This window comes from Candidatus Seribacter sulfatis, assembly GCF_964187635.1.
Lineage (GTDB): Bacteria > Verrucomicrobiota > Verrucomicrobiia > Opitutales > Seribacteraceae > Seribacter > Seribacter sulfatis.
Genome location: NZ_CAXLMO010000023.1, coordinates 69,614 through 82,815 on the forward strand (window position 1 = coordinate 69,614; position 13,202 = coordinate 82,815).

General features: G+C 44.4%; 10 protein-coding genes and 1 pseudogene. 10 read left to right on the plus strand and 1 reads right to left on the minus strand.

Annotated features, from left to right (window positions below):
* From murD to ACKPQ5_RS03275, 9 genes are read left to right on the plus strand one after another with little or no spacing between them, the layout of a single operon-like run.
* Positions 1–1,296, plus strand: coding sequence for a UDP-N-acetylmuramoyl-L-alanine--D-glutamate ligase (gene murD / locus ACKPQ5_RS03235; RefSeq protein WP_407677658.1), 1,296 nt, complete (start codon positions 1–3; stop codon positions 1,294–1,296).
* A gap of 28 nt (positions 1,297–1,324) precedes the next feature.
* Complete coding sequence (locus ACKPQ5_RS03240; protein ID WP_407677659.1) at positions 1,325–2,362, plus strand: LysM peptidoglycan-binding domain-containing protein; 1,038 nt, start codon at positions 1,325–1,327, stop codon at positions 2,360–2,362.
* A 40-nt stretch (positions 2,363–2,402) separates the two neighbouring features.
* Entirely contained in the window at positions 2,403–3,548 is a 1,146-nt protein-coding gene (gene ftsW, locus ACKPQ5_RS03245; protein ID WP_407677660.1) for a putative lipid II flippase FtsW, read from the plus strand.
* A complete protein-coding gene (locus ACKPQ5_RS03250) occupies positions 3,545–4,684 on the plus strand; it encodes a UDP-N-acetylglucosamine--N-acetylmuramyl-(pentapeptide) pyrophosphoryl-undecaprenol N-acetylglucosamine transferase (RefSeq protein WP_407677661.1) in 1,140 nt (379 codons plus the stop codon). Before ftsW ends, ACKPQ5_RS03250 begins: the two co-directional genes overlap by 4 nt.
* On the plus strand, positions 4,681–6,888 hold the full coding sequence (gene murB / locus ACKPQ5_RS03255) for a UDP-N-acetylmuramate dehydrogenase (protein ID WP_407677662.1): 2,208 nt from the start codon (positions 4,681–4,683) through the stop codon (positions 6,886–6,888). Before ACKPQ5_RS03250 ends, murB begins: the two co-directional genes overlap by 4 nt.
* A 12-nt stretch (positions 6,889–6,900) precedes the next feature.
* Positions 6,901–7,836, plus strand: coding sequence for a D-alanine--D-alanine ligase family protein (locus ACKPQ5_RS03260; RefSeq protein WP_407677663.1), 936 nt, complete (start codon positions 6,901–6,903; stop codon positions 7,834–7,836).
* Between the two features lie 8 nt (positions 7,837–7,844).
* Entirely contained in the window at positions 7,845–8,765 is a 921-nt protein-coding gene (locus ACKPQ5_RS03265; RefSeq protein ID WP_407677664.1) for a cell division protein FtsQ/DivIB, read from the plus strand.
* Between the two features lie 40 nt (positions 8,766–8,805).
* A complete protein-coding gene (ftsA, locus tag ACKPQ5_RS03270; RefSeq protein ID WP_407677665.1) occupies positions 8,806–10,023 on the plus strand; it encodes a cell division protein FtsA in 1,218 nt (405 codons plus the stop codon).
* Positions 10,024–10,061: 38 nt separating this feature from the next.
* Positions 10,062–11,348, plus strand: coding sequence for a cell division protein FtsZ (locus ACKPQ5_RS03275; RefSeq protein ID WP_407677666.1), 1,287 nt, complete (start codon positions 10,062–10,064; stop codon positions 11,346–11,348).
* Between the two features lie 142 nt (positions 11,349–11,490).
* Here the strand turns inward: ACKPQ5_RS03275 and ACKPQ5_RS03280 are convergent, their stop codons facing one another.
* Complete coding sequence (locus ACKPQ5_RS03280) at positions 11,491–12,645, minus strand: M23 family metallopeptidase (protein ID WP_407677667.1); 1,155 nt, start codon at positions 12,643–12,645, stop codon at positions 11,491–11,493.
* Between the two features lie 246 nt (positions 12,646–12,891).
* Here ACKPQ5_RS03280 and ACKPQ5_RS03285 point away from each other — a divergent pair.
* Positions 12,892–13,202: pseudogene (locus ACKPQ5_RS03285) on the plus strand (hypothetical protein); the annotation flags it as partial.

A 13,202-nucleotide genomic window follows, 5' to 3' on the forward strand; every position in this document is an offset into this window, starting at 1 on the left:
ATGAATGATATTTTGGAAAATGGGGAGGAACTGCGACAAAACTATGTCGCAATTCTTGGCGCGGGTATCAGCGGAAATGGGGCATCTGCCTTATTGAAGCAATTAGGATGGGATCACAGGATATACGATGAGCAAGGGCGTGCCTTCACTGATGAGGAGGCACGTAAATGCTCAATCGTGATCTGCAGTCCAGGATTTAAGAAAGATCACAAATGGAGAAAAATTGCTCAGGATTGTAATAAAAAAGTAATTACTGAAACTGATTTTGCTTCTCGTTATACAAAAGCAAAAATAATCGCGATTACGGGCACTAATGGAAAGACAACATTAGCAACATTTCTTACTCATTTGTGGAATGCAGTTGGAAGAACTGCAGTATGTGCGGGTAATGTAGGGGTACCCTTAAGTCAGTTAGTTGCGGATGGCATAGAAGAGGAGACCACGGTGTTCTTGGAAGCAAGTTCGTTTCAGTCTGCGGATTTCGAGTTTACAAAGCCTGAGGCAACTTTATGGACTAATTTTGATGAGGATCACATCGATTATCATAAAACGAGGGAGAACTACTTTTACGCAAAAGCAAAATTGCTCGAATTAACAGCGAATGGATTGGTAATGGTGGGCCGAACAGTAAATGATTTTGCAAAAAAGATTCACTATAAACTACCGGTGCATTGCGAGGTGGTGGATCGTTCAGAGGTAGATAACATTAATTTTGATTCTGAACACTTCCTCTCTACCTATCCGCAACGGGAAAATATGGCATTGGCCTATTCCTTTGCGAGGAAAGAAGGAATTGATGACCTATTGTTTCGTAACGCGATAGAAACTTACACCCCAGAACCGCATCGCTTACAAAAAATTGGAAGTGTGGGAAAAGCAACTTTTTGGAATGATTCAAAAGCGACCAACTTTTCTTCGGCATTAGCTGCCTGTAAAAATTTCAAAGGGAATTTATTTTGGATTGGGGGAGGACGAAGCAAGGGGGGTATTCTCCATGAGTTTGCCAGTAAAATTAGGCCACTCGTCCAACATGCCTTCCTAATCGGAGAAAGTAGACAAGCCCTTGCCCAACTTTTTTCAGAAGCAGGATTTTCAAGTGTGTTATGCAACTCTCTTGAAGAGGCGGTAAGAAAAGCATTTTTTACCGTAACCGAAAAAACAAATATTTTATTGAGTCCCGGATTCGCAAGTTTTGATGATTTTAAAAACTACGAGCATCGAGGAAATTCTTTCAAAAAGTTTGTTTTGGATTTGAAGAATATATCATCTATGACTACCCCTGAAAGACTCGCTTAATTTCGTATACCAGTAAGAAATAAATACTATGAAACTCACAAAAATATTTGGAATTGTTTTATCACTACATGTGGGGGTTATCCTGCTTGTTATGTTTCAACCAGGTTGCCAAACGGGCAGCCAAAAAGATCCGGCCAGTACCACTGAAAAGAAGGTCGATCCAAAAGAAGAGATTGGTTCTTTTAATCAAGGGTTGTCGAAGCCATCCGTTCCGGCAGAGGTTCTAAAACCACCCTCTGGATTGAGTGAACCAACAAGACCGGTTGCAGGCGAATTATTTGTCCCCGGCGAAAACCTGGGCATTGATCCGGCACCCTTACCATCGATCATAGGAGAAGGTAGCGGAACCTCTGATTCTTTTGATCTCAGACCCACTGGTCTCACTGTTTATAAAATTGTCAAAGGAGATACCTTATGGGGCATCGCACGAAAAAATAATGTTACCTTACAAAGTATACTAAGTTCCAATCCGAGTTTATCGAAAAATTCAAGGTTGAAAATTGGTCAGGAAATTATGATATCAGAGGGCTCTGGTGTATCGGTTCCGTCAGTAATTTCTGCACCCGTGCAAACGCCTGCAGGAAGTTCAACTTATACGGTAAGGGGAGGTGACAGTCTCTCCCGGATTGCCAAAAACAATTCGGTTTCACTAAGCGACTTAATGAACGCGAATGGGATGAATCAAAATTCGATAATACGACCCGGTCAGGTCTTGGTATTACCGGGTGGGGCTGTGGTTTCACAATCTGCCCCCATTGCTCCGAGTATTGTCCCCCCAGGTTCCAGTATACACAAGGTCCAAAAAGGAGAAAACCTTACTCGAATCGCTTCAATTTACGGAACAACAGTGAAGCAAATCATGGAATGGAATAACTTAATTGATGCCGGTAAAATAAAGGTGGGCCAAGCTTTGGTAGTATCGGGAACGGGAGTTTCTGATAGTAGTCTATCTCCACAAGCGGATGCATTGGTAATTCCGGTAGTAGAGGAAGAATCCAGGGTGGAAGACTTTTTTAAGGGCGTAGTGGAAGAAAAGCCTATTATTGATGTGCCTGAACAACCGTAGTCGTTAGAGTTATCAATTTGGTGAATGTGGAAAGAAAAGAGTGGCGGAGACAATTCTAAGTAGAGGCGTAGTAAAACCCACTAATTGGATCACGGTCTACCTCATCGCAATTGCGCTGGGCTTGACCACCCTTGGTCTGGTTATGCTTTTTAGTGCCGGTGTTGTGCGCGATGCCCACTCTCTTTTAACCAAGCAGATTGTATGGGTGGGATTATCCGTTTTGATTGGTCTCTATGTTTCATTCATGAACTTAGAGTGGTTAAAAAAGAGGTCGTGGTGGATTTTTGGCTTTTGTGTGCTGGGACTCATTTTGACCTTGGTCCCCGGCATCGGAATTAAAGTAAATGGTGCCCAGCGTTGGATTGGTTTAGGGCCTTTACGAATACAGCCATCTGAATTCGCGAAAATTGGCTTGGTTCTTGGCTTAGCTGCTTATTTTTCTTCCCGACAGCGAGAAATTAAAACATTTGTTTCTGGCTTTTTAATTCCTTCACTTCTGATCGGGGTAATTTGTGGATTAATACTCAAGCAACCTGATTTTGGAACCTGCTTTTTATGTGGTGCAGTTGCCGCCACCATGATGTTTCAATCCGGAACAAGTTTGAGGTGGCTATTACCAATCGCATTTCTTGCCATTGCCGCTTTTAGCGTGCTTGTATATTTTGACCCCGTCCGTATCAGGCGGGTAACTTCTTTCTTGGATGTGGAGGCAAATGCAAATGATAGTGCCTACCAACTTTGGCAAGGTATGCTGGCCTTTGGAGTGGGAGGATTAGATGGGGTAGGCTTAGGAATGGGGCGCCAACAAATGCATTTTCTACCGGAAGCACATACCGATTTTATTTTTCCAGTTATCGGCGAAGAACTTGGCTTAATTTGTACATTGGGAATCGTGGCATGTTTCCTTTTCCTTTTTGTTTTAGTTGCATGGCGACTCAGGCAGGCACCCAAATTATACGATTACTTACTCGCCATGGGTTCCCTTCTTTTTATCTGCTTGCAAGCGATTATAAACATGGGAGTGGTGACAGGTTCGATGCCAACCAAGGGGATGTCGTTACCTTTTATCAGTTATGGCGGGTCGAACTTAATGGTTACTTTTGTTTTCTTAGGCATCATTATCAATGTCTTTCGCAATTGGGATAATCCAAAACTTCACCAACCAAGAGAAATAAGAGAGATATGAGGAATATTGTCATTGCATGTGGTGGAACCGGTGGCCATTTAACACCCGGTATCGCACTTGCTCAAAACTTGGAGGAGCGCGGTTATCCGTCCTGGCTTTTTATTAGCCAAAAGGCAGTGGATACCCGCTTGTCACGAAAGTACCCAAAACTAAGTTTTGAGGCAATGCCTGGGGCACCTCTAATTAAATCTCCTTTGGGAATGGCCCGATTTGGTCACGGTTTTCTCTTCTCTTTTCTTCGATCCTATCGTTTTTATGGTAAAATAGGGGCCGATGCGATGGTTGGGTTTGGAGGATTTTCTTCTTTTGGTCCGGCCATGGCTGCACGGGCAAGAGGAATTCCAGTTTTTATCCATGAGGCGAACCGGGCAGTTGGAAAAGCGGTGCGATTTTTGGCAAAACGTTCTACTCGCCTGTATCTACCTGAAGGGATGCATTTGGAAGGAATATCTCCCGATGTAATTCGCAATGTGGGCTATCCTTTACGCAAGGAATTTCGTAGAATTCCAAAAGAACGGGCCAGAAAGCAACTCGGGATTTCGTTGAGCGACCGCTTATTGGTCGTCTTGGGCGGGAGCCAGGGTGCAGCATCATTAAATCGGTGGGTAAAGGATCAATTAGAACCACTCGCTGCAGAAGGAATTTCGACTTATTGTTTGACTGGAATGAACAAAGAAAGTTCAGGAGTGGTACAATTAGAAGGCATGGGAGGCCAGACAGTAACCAACCGGTTTGTTTCGTTTACCGATGAAATGAATGCCGTTCTTTCTGCCGCAGATTTGGTTATTTCTCGGGCAGGTGCCGGGGCAATTGCGGAGATCATCCGTTGCCGAATTCCATCCATCTTAATACCGTATCCTTTTGCTGCCGATAATCACCAATTTTTAAACGCAGAATTTCTGGAAAGAAAAGGAGCCACGATTGTCTGCCCAGAAGAAAACATGGCAGAAAATCTTTTGAATGAAGTCCGCGAAGTAATGTTCAATGAAGAATTTCGCACCACTATACGCCGAAATTTATTCGCATTAGATAATGGTGATGTGGCCAATCGAATTTCAGACGATATTTCTCAGTGCTTAAAAAAACAGGCTCTCCACGATCCCGTTCAAGGTGGAATCCTTCGAATGATCGGATGAATAACCCCAAACGAGTACTGCTCTTAGGTGCGGGTGGAATGGGCATGGCTCCACTTGCCCTTTATCTGCATGGTGCTGGCGTTCAAGTAGAGGCTTATGATGATCGCTTTCGCGAGCCTCTACGCTCTCATTTACAAAGTGCTGGAATCGATGTACTTAGCGAACCCACTCCATTAAATAAACCCGATTGTATTATTCGATCGAGTGCCATTCCCTTAAATAATAAGGGAGTCCAAGGTTGGGTTGCCCAGAATATCCCGGTTTATCAACGAGGTGAATTCCTGGCTCGTTTTACGGCCAAAAAGAAGTTTTTGGCTGTTGTAGGCAGTCATGGAAAGACAAGCACTACCGGTATGCTCTGTTGGGCATTAGATCAGGTGGGATTCCAGTTTTCTTATCTAGTGGGGGGAATGTTTACCGATAATCAACTTCCTTCTGGGCGCTATGTTAAAGAGAGCTGGGTCATTTGCGAGGTGGATGAAAGTGATGGCACGATTGATTATTTCACACCCTCCGTAACCTTGGCGTTGAACTGTGATTGGGATCATGTCGATCAGTATGATTCAAAAGATTCCATGGGAGAAACCTTTCGCACATTATTTTCACGGACCACTTCTTCAATCATTACCCCCACGAATTCGGAACTGTCTGAATGGGCAAAGCTTGAAAATGAGTCCCTGTTGTCGACTTTTGATTTAAAGAGCGAACCTTCTGCATTCTTAGAAAATAACATTGCCGCTGTGGTTGCGGCAGGAAAAGTATTGGAGGTTGATTTATCCACATTGGACTACAGTAAATTTCCTGGGATCGAACGTAGACAATCAATACTCCACCAAAGCCCGACCCGGACAATTGTGGAAGACTATGCCCATCACCCCACAGAAATTAATGCATTTCTGAGCCGGCGTCGATTGGTACTTCCCCAGCATTCCTTACAAGTTGTATTTCAGCCTCATCGATTTTCCCGGACCCAAGCATTAGCCCAGAACTTTGCGGAAGAGTTATCTCAGGCAGATGATCTTCACCTCCTTCCGACCTATGCCGCATTCGAAGAATTTGACCCAGCAGGTTCTGTAGAGAGCTTGGTTGGTTATTTACCACCCCGGCTTCGGGAACATACCAACATCTTTTCCGATTTCACACAACTGTGTGACGAATTAGGACCCACTCCCTTAGAGAATAAAAAAGATCAAATTCTTTTTGTGGGGGCGGGAGATTTAGAAAAGTGGGCCCATGGTTTTTCGGCTTGGGAAAAAGCGAAAGGTAATAAATTGGATGCATTTTCTTACTACCTCGAAAAGAAGTTGTCTAAAAGTACTATTCTTCGTTCCTACGAACCATTGGCAAATAAAACCACAATAGGAGTGGGGGGAAGTGCAAGATGGTACGCAGAACCCGCCCACTCGGAAGATCTGCGTTCCTTGGTGGAGGCATGTAAACTTTTTAATATCCCCCGCGCAATGATGGGGCGGGGGTCCAATTTAATTGTACCCGATGATGGATTTGGTGGACTTGTCCTTCGCTTGCGTGGAAAATTTTGGAAAGAAATTACTTTCCGCGCCGAAGAATCCCTCGTGGTCGGAGCGGGTGCACGGTTAAATGAAATTTGTAGTTTTGCCTGCTTAAATGGCTTAAAAGGATTTGAATTTCTGGAAGGAATTCCCGGTACATTAGGAGGTGCATTGCGAATGAATGCAGGGGCAATGGGCTGGGAAACATTTGACCTTGTCGAATGGGTTTCCTTTCTATTACCAGACGGAAGTATTCGGGAAATCCTTGGTACCGATTTAAATGTGGGATATCGATATTGCCGGGAAGCATTTGACGGAATTGCACTGCGGGCCAAGCTCAAATCGGAAGGGAAGTCCGATCACAGGGCAATTCGTAAAGCCATTGAGAAATTAGCGAAGCGCCGGCGCTCGACACAGCCTCGGGAAGCAAGTGCGGGTTGTATTTTTCGTAACCCGGAAGATGTTTCCGCTGGTTTCCTCATTGAAGACAGTGGATTGAAAGGCGAACGGGAGGGCGGAGCAGTCATCTCCAACCAGCATGCTAATTTTATTCTTAATCAAGGAGGTGCAACTGCCGATGAGGTAATTTCTTTAATCCAACGAGTTCGTGCGAGAATTAAGGAATCAAAAGGACTGATTCTTGAACCAGAAGTCACTCTGATGGGGAAATCGTGGAATGAATATTTATCTTAGAAAGAAATGATTATGAATAAAAATTTTAAGATTGTTGTATTAGCTGGCGGTGTTGGACCGGAGCGTGAGATTTCAAACCGTACTGGAAAAGCACTTTCTGAAGCATTAAAGAAAAACTTTCAAGTTGAACTAATTGAATTAACCGAAGAGCAACTCCCCACTGGCATTAATCCGGAAGAGTGTATCGTTTTCCCTGCCATTCATGGTACTTTTGGAGAAGATGGCCGATTGCAAAAAATGCTGGAAGGCAGGGGAATCAATTATTCTGGAAGCGATTCCCAATCAAGTCGTCTGTGTATGGATAAGTTTGAGTCCAAAAAAGCAGTCGCCAAATCTGGGGTTCGAGTCGCTCCCGATGTTGTATTTCATCATCCAAGTGAAGTGAATATACCGGAAGTTCTTTCTTCTCTTGGTCAGGATTTAATTATTAAACCAACCGATCAGGGGAGTAGTGTTGCCTTGTATGTTCTTCATGGGGAAGAAGAATTAAGGAACACGCTCAATCAAATCGATCCGGGGAATTGGATGGTGGAGAAGCGTATTTTTGGCCGGGAAGTTACAGTGGGGATTCTGGGGGACTGTTCCATGGGCATAGTGGAGGTTATTCCCAAAGGGGGAGTCTATGACTTTGAAAGGAAATATTCTTCCGGTTCCACAGAGTACCGGTACCCCGCCGTACTGGATTGTGAAATTGAGAACGAGGTAAAATCATTTGCACTGGATTCCTTTCGAGCCTGTGGATGCAGAGATTTTGCACGAGTCGACTTTATCATTTGTGAAGACGGGCATGCTCATTTTTTGGAGGTTAATACTTTACCCGGACTTACCGAAACAAGCTTACTGCCGAAAAGTGCCTCTTGTTCGGGGTATAATTTTGAACAACTATCCAATCAACTTCTACTCCCTGCATTGGACCGCTTCAATGAACATGTTCTTCTCAGCGTGTAGAATTTACCATGACTAATAAAAAGAATAAAAATCAAGACGGACTTTCCGGGAACTGGAAGAAATTAGCCCCCAAATCTTCTCGGAAACCAGCGTCCAGAGCCGCATTTCGAAAAAGATTACTGGGTATCACCAAGGTGTTTGCACTAATTGTAGTGCTATGCTTAGTGGGAATTGTCGTTCAGTTTTTTCAAGAGCGTAGCCAACCGAATTCGGGTCCCCTTGATATTACTGGTTCTGGTATGCCCGTTTCCAAATTGATGTTCGTGAGCGATGGGGTATTACACAAGAACTGGTTCCAAAATTGGTTCGGTCCATTACGAAATCGAACCCTTATGGATTTGGATATCGAAAAAATCCAAAAAGAATTAAAAAAAGAATCTCAAATCTCATTCGCCCGGGTAAGCAGGCAATTTCCTTCCACCCTCAAGATCGAATTGAAGGAAAAAAAGCCAATTTTGCGCCTCTGTTTACGTTCCAAAACAAAAGGGGAACAAACATGGTTGGTTTCCTCGGATGGATCACTTTATCTCGGTACCTGCTATAGTAATGCCAGCCTGGTTCACCTTCCTTTCTTGAATATAGAACCGTCTCTCCTTACTCCAAACCCAGAGGGGAAGGGCTATGCAAAATTGGAGGGCATCACTGCGGTCGCACCCCTCATGGAACTCGCCCGTAGGGAATATCCGGGATTTTATCAGAATTGGAAGATTATTTCCTATCAAAGACCCCATGATAATGATCCTGGTGCACATATCCATATTAAGTCAGGAAAAGTTCGAAATTTACGATTTGCACCACAGGGTTTTGCGGCACAATTACGTCGTTTAAAATATCTTTTAATGGAATCCGATTTTCGAAGGACCCCCGTTATTGAATCAATTGATTTATCCCATGACCGCTCGGTCTTTGCAAAACTAAACCCCTCGTAATTTTGTCCTCTAAGAACACAAAATTGAACCCGATCACAAAATGAGTAAAATTATTGGTGCTGTAGAAATTGGAACTTCCAAAGCGAAAGCTCTTATTGGCGAGGTTGCAGAGAATGGAAGTTTAAATGTGGTGGGAATGGCTTCTCGTCCGAATGAAGGAATGCGAAAGGGAGAGATTGTTGACTTTCGAAAAGCCGCGGCTGCAGTTCACTCCGCCTTGGAGGATGCGGAAAAGATGTCCGGTACAACAGTGGATGAAGTGTACCTTGCACAGACTGGTTCTCATTTAAAAGGTCACATGCTTCGGGGTTCGGCATCGGTTGCCTCTTCAGATAACCGAGTGGATGTATCGGATCTTCAACGAGCCGCGGAAGAAGCAAAGCGTAGAAAACCAGATGATGGACGAACCTATGTCCATCATGTCCGCACTCCTATTTTATTGGATGGTCGTATCGTACAGGATCCTGTTGGCATGTTTGGATCGAAGGTCGATCTGGGCTATTGGTCTATCGATGGGGACGACCAGGCAATCAAACAGGCACTCCATGTGATCAGTAATTACAGTTTGGAGGTAAAGGACTTAATTCTTTCTTCAATTGCATCTTCCACCATGATGGCCGGCCCCGATTTGAGAAGAGCGGGTACTTTGGTTATCGATATGGGGGCGGGAGTAACAGATTTTGCTCTCTACCGGCAGGGCTTTGTTGCCTGTACTGGCGTCATTCCCGTCGGAGGGGATCATGTAACCGGGGATTTAAGTATGGGGTTACGTGTACTCGAGCCCTATGCCGAAAAGTTAAAAATCGAACATGGAAAAGCAATTTCAGACCCCATGGATGAAGGGGAGGATGTCTGGATTATTGGTAACAAAACAATTGGAGACCGTTCCATTCCCAGAAAAGCAATTACCGATGTCATTCATGTTCGTATTGCCGAATTATTTGAAATATTAAGTAAGGAACTGGAAGGCTTATTGGATCCGGATGAATTAAAGGGAGGAATTTTATTAACGGGAGGTGCTTCTCTTCTCCCTGGAGTGGAACAGATCGCCAGTAAAATATTGGGTTTTACTGCCCGACGGGCTAGTTTTCCAACCGGTATTGATTCGGAACTCGCACAGCCAGAAAATGCAACCGTCCTCGGACTTTTGCATTATGGATTGGAAGACCATGGATTACCGGGACGCAAGAAAGAAGAAGTGGAAGCTGGCTTCCTCGGTAAATTTCGAAAAATGGTGGGACTCGGAGCACAGAGCTAAACCGAATAAAAATAGACATAACACTGAAAGAATATCCTATGAGCCAAGACAATTTATTTCCCCAAGAAACCAATTTCTCACCCGAAAATGAAATCCCGGGCATACGGGCTAAAATAATTGGAATCGGAGGGGCAGGACTTTCTCTCGTGGATGGTTTACGATTTGATAACTTTCAAAGTGTCGAGCACCTGGCTGTGGATGTGGACAGTCGGGCACTCTCTGATTCGATTGCAGGAGAAAAACTCGCCTTTGGCCGTCGACATACCCGTGGCATGGGAACCGGGGGGGAGCATACCCTTGCCCGCAAAGCGATGGAGGAGGAAAAAGATGTTATTCGCAAAAAACTCGAAGGGGTTGACCTGGTCTTTTTACTGGCTGGATTAGGGGGAGGAACGGGTGGTGGAGCTGCTCCGGTAATTGCCCGATTAGCAAGGGAGGCAGGTGCACTTGTCTTTGCCTTTACTCCACTACCTTTCAGCTGGGAAAAAAGCAGACACTCCATGGCCGAGGAATGCCTCGCCGATCTGCGTAAGTTTGCCAATGCCGTGGTTCCATTACCCAACGATTCACTATTACAAATGGGAGGTGCCGATGCCACTGCCCTGGAATGTTTTGCCGAAGCGGGGAGAAATGTAAGTAAGGGAATTTCTGCCATCTGTTCACTCGTATTCCGAAGGGGAATGATCGATGTTGATTTTGTTCACCTTCGCAAAGCCTTTAACCGCAGAGCCGGAAGAACTTTATTTGGATATGGAGAAGGAGATGGAGAAGATGCAATTCGGCAGGCCGTTCGCGAGCTCCTTTTATGTCCCATGTTACACCTTCCAGATGTTTCAAAAGCAGCAGATGCATTGTTAATACTGATAACGGGAGGTACGGGTATGGGAATGGCTGCTCTTCAACAGGTCTCCAGTGAAATTCGCGAGGAATTCAAAGCGGGAGAACATATTGTATTTGGTGCTCATGTGGATGAAAATATGGGCAACCGGGTGCAAATTACAGTCTTAGGCGCCACTGATTTGGAAGCGGGTATACCTACCGCCGATGTGGCTCCCACTGCCAAAGAAGTAATTGCGGTTCTTCCCAAAAGTAAAGTGGCACACACTTCCAAATTAGCGAAAGAGAAAAAAGGATCGAAATTAAAGACAGTTCCTGCAGCACCTCGGAATAAGAAAAAGGATGACCTGGATCAAAATACCTTTGAATTTATGGAGGCAGAAAATCAACGGGGGATCTTTGGCGATTTACCTTCCCGAAATATTTATGCGGGAGAAGATTTGGATGTTCCTGCCTATCTTAGGCGAGGCGTAAAAATTTCGATCTAAAATCGATTTCCGGCCCTTGATAGGGGTGAAAATGTATCCAAGTTCTGATTTTCCATAAAAAACCTGTTCCACAACTCATCCCATTGGGGTCAGTTTATGGATAGGGCAACCATCGAAAAATTGTCACGTCCGTAAAATATTGTTACGGAGTTAGTTCAATCCATTCTTTTTGTTTTTCGTCGTAGAATCCCTTTTCGCTTAGGTAATAGCGCCATACTTCGTCGGTATGGAAATAGAGCCACGGATACGCACTCTCCTTCGTCCATATCCACTTTAGGTTGTCATTGTATAACCAGACGGACTGGTCGGATAATTCGACTGGATAAACCCATCCCAGGCCAATATGGAAAATCCACGACTTCGCCGGGTCAAACATCGTACCGAGCCATGAACCGGTTCGCCATTTGGTCTTCCCGTCCCTTTGCGTCCCGATTCGCAGGGCAGGGGCCAGACTGGGATCCTGGTAGTCTCCGCTTCCAAAATATTCATCATCCTCCTCCAAACTGAGGATATTTCCATCCCTATCACTAAACTGGGTTGGAATCGATGTAGAATTAGTGGGAGATTTTTGCTGTTTTACAATAAAGTGAAGATGGGGCCCGGTTGAAAATCCCGTATTTCCCGAGAGACCGATCACCTGTCCCAGACTTACCCAGTCGCCCACTTCTACCAATGCCCCGTTTTGCTTTAGGTGGGCATAATTTGCCTGGCTCCCGTCCTCGTGTCCGATCAATACAAAATTCGCCAGTGCGGTGTATTCCTCGGTCAGTCCTGCCACATTGGAATCCTCCTTTAAATGAAGCACCCGGCCCTCCCGGGCAGCATAGATCGGAGTGCCGATGGGAAGGGTCCAGTCAATCGCATAGGTTCCTTCATGGCTAAAACTGCCAAAGTATCCCTGTCCGATCGAATAAGAGGAATCGGAAGAGTAGGGGAGCCGGTAGATATAATCATCATTATGATTCTCTCCTGAATATCCAAAATTCCATACATATTTCCAATTGTAACTAAACCCCTTACTTAAACTGATATAGTTCAGCGACATTAAATAGGTATCTCCCTTTCCTTTTACATTGAACAGAGTCTGACTGGTAGAAGGGGCGAGATTGTCCAGAGTGGTGAAGGTAATGACCACACTGTACTCGGTATTCACCGTGGTGCGGGCAATCAGATCAATCCGAGATCCCACATCATTGGTAATGATGGTCAGTTCATCATCCGCCCCGTGGACAGGGGTGATTCCCCAGCAAATGGAGAAAATCAGAAAAATCTTACCGGTAACTAAATAATTTTTCACTTTAATATCTATTTTATTCTAATTTTATAAACCTGGCAAAACAAAGAACCCATATTGTAACTCTGTAGTATGCAAAAACCTTATTTTACGATTGTCATATTTTACCAAAAAAAATTTCAGGTATGTTTCATAAAAGGTGAAAGATGAAATTTAAAATTACATTGTAAATATTAGATAAAAAACCTTGCTCATACAAAAAGATATACATTTACTCTTTTTTAAGCCCTTTTCGTCTACTTTTTACTCATGAATATCCTTAAATTATTCCCTTTTCTTGTTCTTTTAAATGCCGGTTTTGTTCACGCCGCTCCTGAAATCCTTTCCTATTCCGGGAAGATGAGCGTATCTGGACAACCTTACAATGGAACGGCCGAGCTCAAGATTGCCCTGGTAAATCGAACCGGTACTTTTTCGTACTGGACCAATGACGGAAATTTCACCACTCCACAGGAACCGGCACAGGCCGTCTCTGTAAATGTAGCCAATGGGATTTATACCGTCCGCTTGGGAGATAGCACAATCACCAACATGCAGGCATTACCTGCTTCCGTTTTTAA